Annotated in this window: 16 protein-coding genes and 2 tRNA genes; 6 read left to right on the top strand and 12 right to left on the bottom strand. The window is 61.8% G+C overall.

Annotation, left to right across the window (positions count from 1 at the left end):
* Together gatB and ACSQ3I_RS12045 are read right to left on the bottom strand one after the other, a co-directional pair.
* Entirely contained in the window at window positions 1-1,503 is a 1,503-nt protein-coding gene (gene gatB / locus ACSQ3I_RS12050; RefSeq protein ID WP_435999137.1) for an Asp-tRNA(Asn)/Glu-tRNA(Gln) amidotransferase subunit GatB, read from the bottom strand.
* A gap of 118 nt (window positions 1,504-1,621) precedes the next feature.
* On the bottom strand, window positions 1,622-2,131 hold the full coding sequence (locus ACSQ3I_RS12045; protein WP_435999135.1) for an N-acetyltransferase family protein: 510 nt from the start codon (window positions 2,129-2,131) through the stop codon (window positions 1,622-1,624).
* A 307-nt stretch (window positions 2,132-2,438) separates the two neighbouring features.
* On the opposite strand from ACSQ3I_RS12045, the gene ACSQ3I_RS12040 reads away from it, so the two are divergent.
* The gene (locus ACSQ3I_RS12040) at window positions 2,439-2,696 is read left to right on the top strand and encodes a YjhX family toxin (RefSeq protein ID WP_435999133.1); all 258 of its coding nucleotides are present in this window, start codon (window positions 2,439-2,441) and stop codon (window positions 2,694-2,696) included.
* A gap of 190 nt (window positions 2,697-2,886) precedes the next feature.
* Here the strand turns inward: ACSQ3I_RS12040 and ACSQ3I_RS12035 are convergent, their stop codons facing one another.
* The 7 genes from ACSQ3I_RS12035 to ACSQ3I_RS12005 all read right to left on the bottom strand — a co-directional run bounded on the left by ACSQ3I_RS12035 (window position 2,887) and on the right by ACSQ3I_RS12005 (window position 7,803).
* Window positions 2,887-4,032 carry a slipin family protein gene (locus tag ACSQ3I_RS12035; RefSeq protein ID WP_435999132.1) on the bottom strand — a complete coding sequence of 382 codons (1,146 nt, stop codon included), beginning with the start codon at window positions 4,030-4,032 and terminating at the stop codon, window positions 2,887-2,889.
* 318 nt (window positions 4,033-4,350) lie between these two features.
* A tRNA-Asn gene (locus ACSQ3I_RS12030) sits at window positions 4,351-4,416 on the bottom strand.
* A tRNA-Lys gene (locus tag ACSQ3I_RS12025) sits at window positions 4,417-4,489 on the bottom strand.
* A 179-nt stretch (window positions 4,490-4,668) separates the two neighbouring features.
* Window positions 4,669-5,184 carry an N-acetyltransferase family protein gene (locus tag ACSQ3I_RS12020; protein WP_435999130.1) on the bottom strand — a complete coding sequence of 172 codons (516 nt, stop codon included), beginning with the start codon at window positions 5,182-5,184 and terminating at the stop codon, window positions 4,669-4,671.
* On the bottom strand, window positions 5,181-6,662 hold the full coding sequence (gene gatA / locus ACSQ3I_RS12015; protein ID WP_435999128.1) for an Asp-tRNA(Asn)/Glu-tRNA(Gln) amidotransferase subunit GatA: 1,482 nt from the start codon (window positions 6,660-6,662) through the stop codon (window positions 5,181-5,183). The genes ACSQ3I_RS12020 and gatA overlap by 4 nt, the downstream gene beginning before the upstream one ends.
* Before the next feature lie 50 nt (window positions 6,663-6,712).
* On the bottom strand, window positions 6,713-7,000 hold the full coding sequence (gene gatC, locus ACSQ3I_RS12010) for an Asp-tRNA(Asn)/Glu-tRNA(Gln) amidotransferase subunit GatC (protein WP_435999126.1): 288 nt from the start codon (window positions 6,998-7,000) through the stop codon (window positions 6,713-6,715).
* Between the two features lie 98 nt (window positions 7,001-7,098).
* Complete coding sequence (locus ACSQ3I_RS12005; RefSeq protein ID WP_435999124.1) at window positions 7,099-7,803, bottom strand: metal-dependent hydrolase; 705 nt, start codon at window positions 7,801-7,803, stop codon at window positions 7,099-7,101.
* 76 nt (window positions 7,804-7,879) lie between these two features.
* Between ACSQ3I_RS12005 and ACSQ3I_RS12000 the strand changes: the two genes are divergently transcribed.
* Both ACSQ3I_RS12000 and ruvX read left to right on the top strand, forming a co-directional pair.
* Window positions 7,880-8,188: an alkylphosphonate utilization protein gene (locus ACSQ3I_RS12000; RefSeq protein ID WP_435999122.1), complete on the top strand. Its 309-nt coding sequence runs from the start codon at window positions 7,880-7,882 to the stop codon at window positions 8,186-8,188.
* A gap of 8 nt (window positions 8,189-8,196) precedes the next feature.
* Entirely contained in the window at window positions 8,197-8,688 is a 492-nt protein-coding gene (ruvX, locus tag ACSQ3I_RS11995; RefSeq protein ID WP_435999120.1) for a Holliday junction resolvase RuvX, read from the top strand.
* Here ruvX and ACSQ3I_RS11990 read toward each other — a convergent pair.
* Together ACSQ3I_RS11990 and ACSQ3I_RS11985 are read right to left on the bottom strand one after the other, a co-directional pair.
* The gene (locus ACSQ3I_RS11990; protein ID WP_435999118.1) at window positions 8,628-8,957 is read right to left on the bottom strand and encodes a DUF6105 family protein; all 330 of its coding nucleotides are present in this window, start codon (window positions 8,955-8,957) and stop codon (window positions 8,628-8,630) included. The genes ruvX and ACSQ3I_RS11990 overlap by 61 nt on opposite strands.
* A complete protein-coding gene (locus tag ACSQ3I_RS11985) occupies window positions 8,954-9,118 on the bottom strand; it encodes a hypothetical protein (RefSeq protein WP_435999116.1) in 165 nt (54 codons plus the stop codon). Before ACSQ3I_RS11985 ends, ACSQ3I_RS11990 begins: the two co-directional genes overlap by 4 nt.
* A gap of 166 nt (window positions 9,119-9,284) precedes the next feature.
* On the opposite strand from ACSQ3I_RS11985, the gene ACSQ3I_RS11980 reads away from it, so the two are divergent.
* Window positions 9,285-9,530, top strand: coding sequence for a type II toxin-antitoxin system VapB family antitoxin (locus ACSQ3I_RS11980; protein WP_435999114.1), 246 nt, complete (start codon window positions 9,285-9,287; stop codon window positions 9,528-9,530).
* Between the two features lie 22 nt (window positions 9,531-9,552).
* On the opposite strand, the gene ACSQ3I_RS11975 is transcribed toward ACSQ3I_RS11980, so the two are convergent.
* Window positions 9,553-11,211 (bottom strand): acyl-CoA dehydrogenase family protein, encoded by a 1,659-nt coding sequence (locus ACSQ3I_RS11975; protein WP_435999113.1) that lies wholly within the window; start codon window positions 11,209-11,211, stop codon window positions 9,553-9,555.
* A 164-nt stretch (window positions 11,212-11,375) separates the two neighbouring features.
* On the opposite strand from ACSQ3I_RS11975, the gene ACSQ3I_RS11970 reads away from it, so the two are divergent.
* Together ACSQ3I_RS11970 and ACSQ3I_RS11965 are read left to right on the top strand one after the other, a co-directional pair.
* Complete coding sequence (locus tag ACSQ3I_RS11970; protein WP_109461731.1) at window positions 11,376-12,317, top strand: aspartate carbamoyltransferase catalytic subunit; 942 nt, start codon at window positions 11,376-11,378, stop codon at window positions 12,315-12,317.
* Window positions 12,314-13,603 carry a dihydroorotase gene (locus ACSQ3I_RS11965; protein ID WP_435999112.1) on the top strand — a complete coding sequence of 430 codons (1,290 nt, stop codon included), beginning with the start codon at window positions 12,314-12,316 and terminating at the stop codon, window positions 13,601-13,603. Before ACSQ3I_RS11970 ends, ACSQ3I_RS11965 begins: the two co-directional genes overlap by 4 nt.
* Window positions 13,604-13,683: the final 80 nt, after the last annotated feature.

The following is a 13,683-nucleotide window of genomic DNA, read 5'->3' as shown; positions in this document are numbered from 1 at the left end:
TTACTCCTCGATGCCGAGCTTGGCCTTGACCAGCGCCTGCACCGCCTGCGGATTGGCCTTGCCACCCGTCGCCTTCATCACCTGGCCGACGAACCAGCCGGCAAGCGTCGGCTTGGCCTGCACCTTGGCGACCTGATCCGGATTGGCGGCGATGATCTCGTCCACAGCCTTTTCAATGGCGCCGGTATCCGTGACCTGCTTCATGCCGCGCGTTTCGACGATCTCGGCCGGATCGCCGCCTTCGGCGAGCACGATCTCGAACAGATCCTTGGCGATCTTGCCGGAGATGGTTTCGGCCTTGATCAGGTCGATGATGGCACCGAGCTGGGCAGGCGAAACCGGAGTCTCTTCAATGTCCTTGCCGATTTTGTTCAACGCGCCAAGCAAGTCGTTGATTACCCAGTTTGCAGCGATCTTGCCGTCCCGGCCTTCGGCAACGGCTTCGAAATAATCGGCAATCGCCTTTTCCGACACCAGCACCGAGGCATCATAGACCGACAGGCCAAGCTCGCGCACGAAACGCGTCTTCTTGTCGTCGGGAAGTTCCGGCAGATGCTGTTCCAGCTCGGCGACGAAGGCATCGTCGAATTCCAGCGGCAGCAGGTCCGGATCGGGGAAGTAGCGATAATCGTGCGCATCTTCCTTGGAGCGCATCGAACGCGTCTCGCCCTTGTTCGGGTCGAAGAGCCGGGTTTCCTGATCGATGCTGCCGCCGTCTTCGAGGATGCCGATCTGGCGACGCGCTTCATATTCGATCGCCTGGCCGATGAAGCGGATCGAGTTGACGTTCTTGATTTCGCAGCGCGTGCCAAAAGCCTCGCCGGGCCGGCGGACGGAGACGTTGACGTCGGCACGCATCGAGCCTTCATCCATGTTGCCGTCGCAGGTGCCGAGGTAACGCACGATCGAGCGCAGCTTGGTCATGTAGGCCTTCGCCTCGTCGGACGACCGCATGTCGGGCTTGGAGACGATCTCCATCAGCGCCACGCCGGAACGGTTCAGGTCGACATAGGACATGGTGGCATGCTGGTCGTGCATCGACTTGCCGGCATCCTGCTCCAGGTGCAGGCGCTCGATGCCGATTTCGATATCCTCGAAATTGCCCTGGCGATCGGGGCCGAGCGAGATGACGATCTGGCCCTCGCCGACGATCGGATCCTTGAACTGCGAGATCTGGTAGCCCTGCGGCAGGTCGGGATAAAAATAGTTCTTGCGGTCGAAGACCGAACGCTTGTTGATCTGCGCCTTGAGGCCGAGGCCGGTGCGCACCGCCTGGCGGACGCATTCCTCGTTGATGACGGGCAGCATGCCGGGCATGGCGGCATCGACGAGCGACACGTTGGAATTGGCAGGCTTGCCGAATTCGGTCGAGGCCCCGGAGAAGAGCTTGGACTGGCTCAGGACCTGCGCATGGACTTCCATGCCGATGATGACTTCCCAGTCGCCAGTGGCACCGGGAATAAAGCGCTTCGGATCGGGTGTGCGGACGTCAACAAGGGTCATCTTACGCTCGTGATAGGCTGTTTTTTCAGATCCGTGAGGTAGAGCAATTGCGCAGGCCGCGCAAGGCTTCTGACAGTAAACCGGGCGAGAACACCACTCTGCAACAGGTGTGGCAGGCTTAGAAACCCGGCCCGTAGGTATCCGGCTCCTCGACGGCGAAATATTTGACGAGGCCGACCGTCTCGACATCGCGGTCGAGTTTCGGGGAATAGACGAAGGACAGCCATTGCACCGAATAACCGCGCGCGGTGAAAAAGCGGACTGCCTGCTCGTTGCGGGCGTGGGTCTGCAGACAGACCTTGTCGAAACCCCGGCCGCGAATCTCCTCTTCCACCACCTCCAGCAGCGCCTTTCCCAATCCCTGGCCTTCCTGGCTCGGGTCGATCCAGAAATCGGTGATGTTTTCGTCAAGGGTTTCGCGGGCAGCCCAACCGGCAGGCATGCCATGACGCTCGATGACCATGATGGTGCGCCAGGAGCCACGGGTGAAATTGATAAAGGCACTTTCGGCGCCCTTCTCCATCGCCTCGATATCGCCGACGTTCAGCATCGCCCTGCCCCACGCGCGTATGCCGACCTCGGCCAGCAGGCTCGCTTCGTCGTCGCGTGCGTGGCGGATGATGATCATAGGCACCCCTTTGTTATTCCAACATTAAACCATCCACTTTTCGGTTTTTCCAGCATCGGTGCGGATTTTCAACATTCCACGGTTGCCGCGCAGGCCGCATCACCACCACAAGCTTGACCTGCGATCCCCGAACTTCTAGAAAAACCCGTCCAATCATGGAGCTTTGATGTTATCGCCTGAGACCCGGTAAAGGCCCCTGCTCGCGGATTTCCGCGGGCACGGGCCCGAAAAACGAAAGCCCTGACGTTTGCAAGAACGGCAGATCGTTTTTCTGCGTCTTCACGACGCGACCTCGGATCTCACATCAATGGATATTTCCCGCGCAGAGCAGCGCATCCTGCATCTCATGGCCCAGGGCGGCCGCATCGAAATCGAACGCGATGACCGCAAGAAGGTCGAAACCGTCAGTTGTTTTACACGTGACGGCTGGCTCTATCCGGATTTCGACATGACGCTCTTCAGAAAGCTGAAACGGCTGAAGGCGATCCGCTCGTCCGGCGGACAACCCTACCGCATCACCGACAAGGGTTTGCGGCTGGTGCGGTCGCAACTCGACAATCGGTAGTGCAACGGTGGGTGCCCGCCCCTCATCCCCCTGCCGGGACCTTCTCCCCGCAAGCGGGGCGAAGGAGGATGGAGCGCCGACAGTGCCACAAGCCCCTTCTCCCCGTCAGAACGGGGAGAAGGTCCCGGCAGGGGGATGAGGGGCCGCCGCAAGCGACAAAAGCGCCGCCGGTTTCCCGGCGGCGCCCCATTCATTCACCGCGCAGCTTGACGATGTCGTTCATCAGACCACCCGTACCGTTGTGGATGGTCAGGCGTTCCACCTTGCCGGCAATGGCTTCCAGAGCCTCCAGCTCTTTCAGCCGCAGCATCACCGGGTTCTCCGCCATCACCTTCGCCGTGTTGAGCAGCGAACGCGTGGCGTTCGTTTCCTCGCGACGGCGGATAACGTTGGCCTCGGCCTGCTTTTCAGCCGCGACCACCTGGTTGAGGATCTCGCGCATGTCGCCCGGCAGGATCACGTCCTTGAGCTCGATGCCGAGGATTTCCAACCCGATCTCCGCCATGTCCTCGCGCACCTTGTCGGCCGCTTCGGCATGCGCAGAAACGCTACGCTCGAGGATCTGGTCGAGCGTCATCGTGCCCAGCGTCCGGCGGAAGGCAAATTGCAGGGCGCGGTACAGCGCATCCGCAAAATCCTTCACCGACGTCACGGCCTTCACCGCATCCACCACCCGGTATTCGGCCGTGATGTTGACGCGGATCGTCACGCGGTCGCGGGTCAGGAGTTCCTGACCGGCAACGTCGAGCGACTGCCGCTTCAGATCCACGGCCTTGACCTGGATGCTGCGTCCAACGCTCCAGAAACCGTGCAGACCCGGCTGCAACAGGCGCTGGTAGACACCGTCGATGAACAACAGACCCACCTGCCCATCCTGCACGGTGCTGTTGGTCAGGAGTTCCGCGCGGCGGGCAGCCACCAGACGGCGCACCAGCACCGGATCGACCGAAAGATCGCCGGTGACATCGTAGCGCGTCTCCTTCCACGGACCGGCATCGTTCCAGACGGTCATCTTCTGGTTCGGCGCAAAGACCGTGTAGATCTGGCCGTCGCGTTCCAGCACCATCACCTCACCGGTTCCCGTGCGGTACGCCGTCAGATGACGGGACGCCACCTCCGGCAGCTTGTCGAACAAAACCTTTTCATAGGCCGAGGTGAACGTGACGGATGCGAGGTCGTGACGGATCACTTCCAGGTCGCCACCGCGCCGCGGCAGCATGTGCTCGCCCGGCCCGTAGATCCCGAGGACCCGGCCCTTGTGCAAAGCGACAACCCGTTCGTTTTCCATCACCAGGACGCGCTGGCGCCCAATCATCAATTCAAAAATGCTCGTCATCGTTCCTACTCCTCGGCATGGCTTACGGCATGAACCGATCTTCCTTTCTGTTTCTCTTCAGGTTCCGGACGCCTGCGATCCGGAAACCGGTGGCGGGGCAGCCTGCGGACCAGCGGGAGCGGATCGTGCAGGCTTGCGGCGGGCGCGGGAGAAATCTCCGTTGCTGGCCGAAAGGCAGCTTGATCATCACCGCCGGACGGCAAACAGCCTCCGGCATCAAGTCGCGGGTTCCGCCTTCCGGCTTTGCCCTAAACTCTCCGCATTCCGGTTCCCGGACCCTAATGAACAGCGTGGTGGCTGGTGCTGGTATTACCCAGCTTGGAGAAGGATTCGAACCTTCAACAATCAGATTAACAGTCTGATGCTCTCACCTTTGAGCTATCCTGGAGCAGACAACGGGAATCGAACCCGCGACTTCCGGACAAAGTCCGGCGCTCTACCACTGAGCTACATCCGCAAAGACGTCCGATGCGTCATCCGTACACAGGACGGCAAAGCCGCCTGCGCGGGAGGAGGTTTTGATCTCATCCGTTGATGTGCGCACCCTGCCTATACGCAGGGTCTGGCCGCTTTATTCTGCCGCCGGACGATATTTTCTGCGATGATACGAATATGTTGCCATTCGGCAACAGAGGATCAGCCGACCGCCCGCTCCAGGAGAATACGTCGGACGGGAAGCCCCAATGTCTCGGAAAAGGTATCGCCGCGCCAGATCTCCGCAAAGCCGCGGTGCAAATAGAGGCGGTGCGCCTTGTGATTGGCCTCCACGACCTCGATGGTCGCCTTCTCGATCGCTTCGGCGCGCATGCGTGACAGCAATTCGTCGATGATGGCCGAACCGATGCCTTTGCCTTGCCAAGGCGGGCTGATCCAGAGATCGGAAATGTAATTCCAGGGATGTGAGCGATCGCCGCCATGATCGCGGCTGTCACGTGCGCCCCAGCCGGCAATTTTTCCGGCAAGCTGGCAGACGACCACGTCTGCCTGGGGACCCAGCGCGAAGTTATGAAAACTCTCCAAGACCCGTCTTTCGATTTCGGGCTCGAACCATTCGGGGTGGAACCGGTGCTCCACCCAGGCTTGATAGCCGATGCGGGCAACCGCATCGGCATCTTCCGATGTTATTGTGCGAAGGAAAAACCCCTCGCTCACCACCACTTGTCCGGCGAGAAGCGGCCGGCGGCCTGCTCGATGACATGGGCCGTCTTGAACAGAGTTTCTTCCTCGAACGGCTTGCCGATGAGCTGCAGGCCGAGCGGCAGGCCCTTGTGGTCGAGGCCGGCGGGAACGGCGATGCCCGGCAGGCCGGCCATGTTCACCGTCACCGTGAAGATGTCGTTGAGGTACATCTTCACCGGATCGGAAGCGAGATCCTCGTCGGCGACACCAAAGGCGGACGACGGCGTGGCCGGCGTCAGGATGGCATCGACGCCGGCGTTGAAGGCCAGTTCGAAGTCGCGCTTGATCAGCGTGCGGACCTTCTGGGCGCGCAGATAATAAGCGTCGTAATAACCGGCCGACAGCACGTAGGTGCCGATCATGATGCGGCGCTTGACTTCCTTGCCGAAGCCGGTTGCGCGGGTCTTCTCGTAGAGATCGACGATGTCCTTGCCATCGACGCGCAGGCCGTAACGCACGCCGTCGTAACGGGCGAGGTTCGACGAGGCTTCGGCAGGGGCGACAATATAATAGGCCGGCAGGGCGTATTTGGTGTGCGGCAGCGAGATGTTGACGATCTCGGCACCGGCATCCTTCAGCCAGGCGATGCCCTGTTGCCAGAGGGTCTCGATCTCTTCCGGCATGCCGTCGACGCGGTATTCGTTGGGAATACCGATCTTCATGCCCTGGAGCGACTTGCCGAGCGAGGCCTCGTAGTCCGGCACCGGCAGATCCACCGACGTGGTATCCTTGGCATCGACGCTCGCCATCGACTTCAGCAGGATGGCGGCATCGCGCACGTCGCGCGCGATCGGGCCAGCCTGGTCGAGCGACGACGCGAAGGCGACGACGCCCCAGCGCGAGCAGCGTCCATAGGTCGGCTTGATGCCGACGGTGCCGGTGAAGGCAGCCGGCTGGCGGATCGAACCGCCGGTATCCGTGGCGGTGGCACCAGCGCAGAGGAAGGCGGCGACGGCAGCGGCCGAACCGCCCGACGAGCCACCCGGCACCAACTGCTGGTTGGAACCCTTGGCCCGCCATGGGTTGATGACCGGGCCATAATAGGAGGTTTCGTTGGAGGAGCCCATGGCGAACTCGTCCATGTTCAGCTTGCCGAGCATGACGGCGCCATCATTCCAGAGGTTCTGGGTGACGGTCGATTCGTAATGCGGCTTGAAGCCGTCGAGGATGTGGCTGCAGGCTTGGGTATGGATGCCTTCGGTGCCGAACAGGTCCTTGATGCCAAGCGGAATGCCTTCCAGAGCGCCGGCCTTGCCGCTGGCAATGCGCGCATCGGAAGCTTCCGCCATCTGCAGCGCCTTTTCCGGCGTTACCTTGATGTAGGCGTTGATCTTGTCGTTTGCCGCCTCGATTGCCGAAACATAGGCTTCGGTCAGTTCGGTCGCTTTGATCTCCTTGGAAAGGAGCTTTTCGCGCGCTTCGGCAATGGTCAGGCGGATGAGGTCGGTCATGGGGGTCAAGCTTTCGGAATCGCGGGCGTTTTTCGGCGGAACGGATCGACTTATTCGACCACTTTCGGCACCAGGAAGAAATTCTGGTCGGTCACCGGCGCATTGGCGACGATATCGGCGGCCTTGTTACCATCGGTGACACCGTCAATGCGCTTCTTCATCGCCATCGGGGTCACCGACGTCATGGCTTCGACGCCATCGACGTCGACTTCGGACAATTGCTCCACAAAGCCCAGGATACCGTTCAGCTCGCCCACAAAGCGATCAGCTTCTTCTTCGCTGACGGCGATACGGGCAAGGCGCGCAACGCGCTTCACGGTGGCGAGGTCTACGGACATCCATCTTCTCCGGCTGCAGGAAGGGATGCCTCTTTTATCGAGGCACCCCGGATGAAACCGCTATAAATGCCCAGCCGCGCCCGCGCAACGGGGATTTGTCAGAGAGACAGGCTGACACCGGCCTTCGGCGTCTCGACTTTCGTCTTGGCGCCATCCATGCCGGCGACGAATTTTTCCGGCGTCTGGTCGATGATGCCGAACGAACCGTAGTGGCAGGGGATGACCGTCTGGAACGAGAAGAAGCGCTGGCAGGCGAGTGCTGCAACGGCACCGCCCATGGTGAACCGGTCACCGATGGGGACCAGACCGATTTCCGGCTGGTGCAATTCGTTGATCAGGCCCATGTCGGAAAAGATGTCGGTATCGCCCATGTGGAACAGCGCCGGCTCGTCGTCGAAATGCAACATCAGGCCGTTGGCATTGCCGAGTGCATGCGACACGCCGTCCTCGGTGATCTGGGCGGAGGAATGCAGCGCATTGGTGAAGGTGACGGTGAAGCCGCCGAAACCGATGGTGCCGCCGGTGTTGCCCATTTCGAGTTTGGAGACGCCCTTCGAGCCCAGCCAGGACGCAAGATCTGCATTGGCCAGTACGGTGGCGCCGGTTTCCTGCGCGAGCGCGATCGTATCGCCGACATGGTCGCCATGACCGTGCGTCAGGAGAATGTGGGTGACGCCGGCAGCAGCCTCCTTAGCGTCGAGGCCGCCGAAACCGGGATTACCGTTGAAAAAGGGATCAATCAGAATGCTTGCCTTGGCAATGTCGAGACGGAAGGCCGAGTGGCCGAGCCATGTGATCTTCATGGTGTACTCCTTTGGATTCTCGGGAAGAATATGACATAGGTGGATATACGCAAATGACAGTGACTGTGAATTGGAAATGACCATGGCGACCAACGATGACGAATATGTGTATGACGAGGCAACCGGCGAATGGCGCCCGGCTTCCGAACTTGCCGCGGCTGCGGCGAAGGAGGCTCTCGTCTACGACAGCGCCGGCAATGTGCTCGCCGACGGCGACTCGGTGACGCTGATCAAGGATCTCAAGGTCAAGGGCGCCGGGCAGACGCTGAAGCAAGGCACGGTGATCAAATCCATCCGCCTGACGGACAACAAGGACGAGATCGACTGCAAGCACGATGCCATCAAGGGCCTCGTGCTGCGCACCGAATTCGTCCGCAAGCGCTGAGCGACCGCATGGCAACGCTCACCATCGAGGAACTGGCCGGCGCTCTTTCTCAAGGAGAGGCCATTGCCGGCCTCGACCTCGGCACCAAGACGATCGGGCTGGCGATATCGGATGTCGGCAGGCGTTTTTCCAACCCGCGGCCGGTCATCAAGCGCGTCAAGTTCGGCCAGGATGCCGAAGTGCTGCTCGATTTCGCTGCTCGGGAAAAGGTTGCGGCCTTCATCATCGGCCTGCCCGTCAACATGGACGGCAGTGCCGGGCCGCGCGTCCAGGCGACACGCGCCTTCGTGCGATTGATGAGTGAAAAAACCGCCCTGCCCTTCGTCTACTGGGACGAGCGGCTATCGACCGTCGCAGCCGAGCGGGCGCTGCTGGAAATGGACGTGTCACGCAAGAAGCGGGCCGAACGTATCGATTCGGCTGCCGCCAGCTTCATTCTTCAGGGCGCGCTCGACAGGCTGTCTTCCCTGGCAAGGGCAGCCTCCGACGAGGCCGGATGACGCCGACGCCACCAGGCAACGATGGTTTTACGCCGACGGAAACCGATAATGGCGAAAAGCACGAGGCTATCGACGACGATGGCGCGGGCGACGAGCGGCGGAATGGTTTCCGGTGGAATGCCGAGCACGTTGCCGTAGATCTGGAAAACGAGATCATGCGCCTTGCGGGTCAGCATGAAGATGCCGAAGCTCATGTCGTAGTAGGAAAGTCCGTACCAGCCGCCGAGCAGCAGGATTGGACCGGCCCAAAAGATCAGAAACCACTTCATGCGGCCTCCTCCTTCCATTCGTCCGAGCCGGACAGCACCAGCCCGTTGACCAGCGCCATGACGCCCAGCACCGTTGCCGGCACTGCGATATCGAGAGCGAGCGCTGCGAAGAACATCATCATGATGAACAGCAACGCATATCTTGCCAAACGGCTCCGCATGGAATGCCCGGTCGTTAAATTTTCGTTAACCAGACCTTGGCGCGTTAACCGTTTCCACGCAACGTAAACCCTTTGTTAAGGTTAACGGCATGGTGGGCGGCCTGTGGACGGCTCGCCGGGTCCCACCGATGTGTATATTTTTATCCGCTCATACACATCGGAGACAATGATGCGTACGAATGTCGATATCGATGACGAACTCATACGCGAGGCAATGGAAACCAGTGGCCTGCCGACGAAGAAGGCAGCAATCGAGGCAGCGCTGAAGGAAATGATCCGCCGCCATTCCCAGCGCCAGGCGCTGGATGAACTCTGGGGTATCGGCTGGGACGGTGATCTCGACGTGATGCGCGACGCCAGGGGTTTTTCACCAACGGCCCAGCATGCCGAGTTCCGGACCGTCACCCCCTAACATCAAAAATCCGTCAACATCCCTACCCCGCCGGCGGATACAACAGATCCACGATATGCCCCGCGTCGAAGCGGGAATCGAGCATGCCGTACGTCGAGCGCCAGCCGGCCGCCAGCCGCGTTTCCAGGAAAGCATCCGCAATCCGTCCAGCGCCGAGGCGGTAAAGTTCGGCGGCGGCGGCGGCGAGCGCCAGTTGCTCGATCAGCAGGCGCCCTGCCCCCTCGTCGCGTTCGCACAGCGCCATTGCGGCACGCAGCACCTCGACCGTCTTGCGGCCCGACGGGCCGATATCGCGGGCGATGCCGGCGAAGACCGTTTCGAAGAGATCGCGGCCGCGGCTCAGGACCCGCAGCACGTCGAGCGCCATGACGTTGCCCGAGCCTTCCCAGATGGCGTTGACCGGCGCCTCGCGATAATGCCGGGCGATCGGCCGCTCCTCGATGTAGCCGCTGCCGCCGATGCATTCCATCGCTTCATAGATCAGTGCCGGGGCAATCTTGCAGCACCAGTATTTCGTCACCGGCGTCATGACGCGGGCATAGGCCGCGTCCTCGGCGCTGTCGCGCGCCCGGTCGAAGGCATCCGACAGGCGGAAGGCAAGTGCTGTGGCCGCCGCTACGTCGAGCGCCATGTCGGCGAGTACGCGGGTCATGATCGGCTGGCTGACCAGCATCTTGCCGAAGACGCTGCGGCCACGTGTGTGGTGGACGGCCTCGGCCAGCGAGGCGCGCATGATGCCGGCAGAGGCCAGCGCGCAATCGAGCCGCGTCAGCGTCACCATGTCGAGAATGGTGCGCACGCCGGCATCCGGTTCGCCGAGGAGGAAACCGAACGTATCGGTGAATTCGACCTCCGAGGAGGCGTTGGAGCGGTTGCCGACCTTGTCCTTGAGGCGCTGGAACTGCAGGCCGTTGCCCGATCCGTCTTCCAGAAGCCGCGGCACGAGGAAGCAGCCAATGCCTTCCCGCGTCTTCGCCAGCATGACGAAGGCATCGCTCATCGGCGCCGACATGAACCATTTGTGGCCGGAGAGCCGGTAGATGCCCTCGCCGACACGTTCCGCCGTGGCACGGTTGGCACGCACGTCGGTGCCGCCCTGCTTTTCCGTCATGCCCATGCCGATGGTGACGGCGGTCTTCTGCATCGCCGGCTTGTTGGCCGAATCATATTTGCGCGACAGGATTTTCGGCGCCCATTCCTTCTGCACCGCTGGCGAGGCCATCAGGGCGGCGACGGAGGCGCTGGTCATCGTCAGCGGGCAGAGATGGCCGGATTCGGCTTGCGCCGTCAGGTAGAAGCGGGTGGCGCGCACCTTGTGCGCCTTGCCTTTCGCCACCGGATCCGCCTGGCTGTCCCATAGGGAGGAATGCAGCCCATTCGCCATCGAACGACGCATCAGCGCATGCCAGGCGGGGTGGAATTCGACGACATCCAGCCGTTCGCCGCGCGGTCCGTGGGTGCGCAGCTTCGGCACGCCCTCATTGGCCATACGCGCCAGATCCTGCACCTCCGGCGAGGTGACGTAGCGACCGATGGCATCGAAATCGTCGCGCAAGCCATGCGGCAGGCCGTTCGTCAGGTCCATCAGCAGCGGGTCGAGCCGATAGGCATTGACGCCGGACCAGGGTTTCGGCTGGTTCAGTTCGGCGAGTTTTTCTTCCGTCCGGCTCATCTTGGTCATGGGTCTTCGTTTCCTGTACGCAGCCCTGCGTCTAGTGCCATTTGTTTAAGAATGCATTGGGGAGTGCATTGCACTGGGGATCACATGCCAATCCTCATAGCAGAAGCTTGCCCGCCGTGCCGCCAGTCTTTATAGACCGCCTGAACATTGCCCGGAGGCGCCTCATGGTCTTTTTTCCCCACCGCCACCTCATCGGTATCAAGGGTCTCAGCCAGCAGGATATCGGTTATCTTCTCGACAAGGCCGATGAAGCCGTGAAGATCAGCCGGCAGCGGGAAAAGAAAACCTCGACCCTGCGCGGCCTCACCCAGATCAACCTGTTCTTCGAAGCCTCGACACGCACTCAATCGTCTTTCGAGCTGGCAGGCAAGCGCCTCGGCGCCGATGTCATGAACATGTCGGTCGGCAATTCTTCGGTGAAGAAGGGCGAAACCCTGATCGACACGGCGATGACGCTGAATGCCATGCATCCGGACGTTCTGGTGGTGCGCCACTCCTCCGCCGGCGCCGCCGCGCTTCTGGCGCAAAAAGTTTCCTGCTCGGTGATCAATGCCGGCGACGGCGCCCACGAGCACCCGACGCAGGCGCTGCTCGACGCGCTGACCATCCGCCGCGCCAAGGGCAAGCTCGCCCGCATCATCGTCGCCATCTGCGGCGACGTGCTGCATTCGCGCGTGGCACGCTCCAATATCCTGCTGCTGAATGCCATGGGTGCCCGCGTGCGCGTCGTCGGCCCGGCGACACTGCTGCCGGCCGGCATCGCCGACATGAGCGTCGAGGTCTACCACTCGATGGAGGAAGGCCTGAAGGATGCCGATGTGGTGATGATGCTGCGCCTGCAGCGCGAACGCATGTCCGGTTCCTTCGTGCCTTCGGTGCGGGAATATTTCCATTATTACGGCCTTGATGCCGAGAAGCTGAAATATGCCAAGGAGGATGCGTTGGTCATGCATCCCGGGCCGATGAACCGCGGCGTCGAAATCGCCTCCGAGATCGCCGACGGGCCACAGAGCGTCATCGAGCAACAGGTGGAAATGGGCGTCGCCGTACGCATGGCCGTCATGGAAGCTTTGCTTCTCTCTCAGAACAACGGAGAACGGGCATGAGCACGACCACCGTCCTGAAAAACGCCCGCATCATCGATCCTTCGCGCAATCTCGACGAGGTCGGCACGATCGTCATCGAAAACGGCCGGATTGCGGCGGCCGGCGCCGCAGCGCTGAATCAGGGCGCGCCGGAAGGCGCGATCGTGCGTGATTGCAACGGTCTGGTCGCAGTCCCGGGCCTCGTCGATGCCCGCGTCTATGTCGGCGAACCCGGTGCCGAGCACCGCGAGACCATCGCTTCTGCCAGTCGCGCCGCGGCGGCGGGCGGCGTCACCTCCTTCATCATGATGCCGGATACCGATCCCGTCATCGACGACATCGCGCTGGTTGAGTTCGTGCTGAAGACGGCGCGCGACAAGGCAGTGATCAACGTCTATCCGGCCGCGGCCCTGACCAAAGGTCTGGCCGGCGTCGAAATGACCGAATTCGGCCTGCTGATGGAATCGGGCGCCGTCGCCTTCACCAACGGCCGCAAGTCGATCCACGACACGCTGGTGCTGCGCCGGGCGATGACCTATGCGCGCGAATTCGGCGCCGTCATCGCGCTCGAGAGCCGCGACAAATATCTCGGCGCCAACGGCGTGATGAACGAAGGACTGTTCGCCAGCTGGCTCGGACTTTCCGGCGTGCCGAAGGAAGCGGAAATCATCCCGCTGGAGCGCGACCTGCGCATCGCCGCGCTGACGCGTGCCAAATATCATGCTGCCAAGATCTCCGTGCCGGAATCGGCCGAGGCGATCCGCGTCGCGCGCCAACGCGGCGCCAATGTCACCTGCGGCATCTCGATCAACCACCTGTCGCTCAACGAGAACGACATCGGCGAATACCGTACCTTCTTCAAGCTTTCGCCGCCGCTGCGTTCTGAAGATGACCGCAGCGCCATGGTCGATGCACTGGCCGACGGCACGATCGACATTATCGTCTCGTCGCACGATCCGCAGGACGTCGATACCAAGCGGCTGCCGTTTGCCGATGCGGAAGATGGCGCCGTCGGACTGGAAACCATGCTGGCCGCCGCCCTTCGGCTGCACCACAACGGCCGTGTGCCGCTCGCCCGGCTGATTGCCGCCATGTCGACGCGGCCGGCAGAAATTTTCGGCCTCGATGCCGGCACGCTGAAACCCGGCGCCAAGGCGGATATCGCGTTGATCGACCTCGACGAACCGTGGCTGGTCTCCAAGGAACAGCTGCTGTCGCGCTCCAAGAACACGCCGTTCGACGATGCCCGTTTCAGCGGCCGGGCGCTTGCGACCTATGTGGCGGGCAAGCAGGTTTTCGGGGCATGAGAGTTCGAGGCTGAGAGGCTTGGCGGTTGCCGCTTTGCCCCTAACCCTACCCTTCCTCCCGCTTGCAGGAAGAAGATGCC

The sequence above is a fragment of the Rhizobium sp. LjRoot30 genome, assembly GCF_964253915.1.
Taxonomy (GTDB): Bacteria; Pseudomonadota; Alphaproteobacteria; order Rhizobiales; family Rhizobiaceae; genus Metarhizobium.
Note: the sequence above shows the minus strand (reverse complement) of the source record. Positions and strands in the feature narration are given on the sequence as shown.

Excerpts from the sequence above, each read along its gene's own strand:
- gatB (WP_435999137.1), bottom strand. The coding sequence starts at position 1,503 with ATGACCCTTGTTGACGTCCGCACACCCGATCCGAAGCGCTTTATTCCC.
- ACSQ3I_RS12045 (WP_435999135.1), bottom strand. The coding sequence starts at position 2,131 with ATGATCATCATCCGCCACGCACGCGACGACGAAGCGAGCCTGCTGGCC.
- ACSQ3I_RS12040 (WP_435999133.1), top strand. The coding sequence starts at position 2,439 with ATGGATATTTCCCGCGCAGAGCAGCGCATCCTGCATCTCATGGCCCAG.
- ACSQ3I_RS12035 (WP_435999132.1), bottom strand. The coding sequence starts at position 4,032 with ATGACGAGCATTTTTGAATTGATGATTGGGCGCCAGCGCGTCCTGGTG.
- gatA (WP_435999128.1), bottom strand. The coding sequence starts at position 6,662 with ATGACCGACCTCATCCGCCTGACCATTGCCGAAGCGCGCGAAAAGCTC.
- gatC (WP_435999126.1), bottom strand. The coding sequence starts at position 7,000 with ATGTCCGTAGACCTCGCCACCGTGAAGCGCGTTGCGCGCCTTGCCCGT.
- ACSQ3I_RS12005 (WP_435999124.1), bottom strand. The coding sequence starts at position 7,803 with ATGAAGATCACATGGCTCGGCCACTCGGCCTTCCGTCTCGACATTGCC.
- ACSQ3I_RS12000 (WP_435999122.1), top strand. The coding sequence starts at position 7,880 with ATGACCATGGCGACCAACGATGACGAATATGTGTATGACGAGGCAACC.
- ruvX (WP_435999120.1), top strand. The coding sequence starts at position 8,197 with ATGGCAACGCTCACCATCGAGGAACTGGCCGGCGCTCTTTCTCAAGGA.
- ACSQ3I_RS11990 (WP_435999118.1), bottom strand. The coding sequence starts at position 8,957 with ATGAAGTGGTTTCTGATCTTTTGGGCCGGTCCAATCCTGCTGCTCGGC.
- ACSQ3I_RS11985 (WP_435999116.1), bottom strand. The coding sequence starts at position 9,118 with ATGCGGAGCCGTTTGGCAAGATATGCGTTGCTGTTCATCATGATGATG.
- ACSQ3I_RS11980 (WP_435999114.1), top strand. The coding sequence starts at position 9,285 with ATGATGCGTACGAATGTCGATATCGATGACGAACTCATACGCGAGGCA.
- ACSQ3I_RS11975 (WP_435999113.1), bottom strand. The coding sequence starts at position 11,211 with ATGACCAAGATGAGCCGGACGGAAGAAAAACTCGCCGAACTGAACCAG.
- ACSQ3I_RS11970 (WP_109461731.1), top strand. The coding sequence starts at position 11,376 with ATGGTCTTTTTTCCCCACCGCCACCTCATCGGTATCAAGGGTCTCAGC.
- ACSQ3I_RS11965 (WP_435999112.1), top strand. The coding sequence starts at position 12,314 with ATGAGCACGACCACCGTCCTGAAAAACGCCCGCATCATCGATCCTTCG.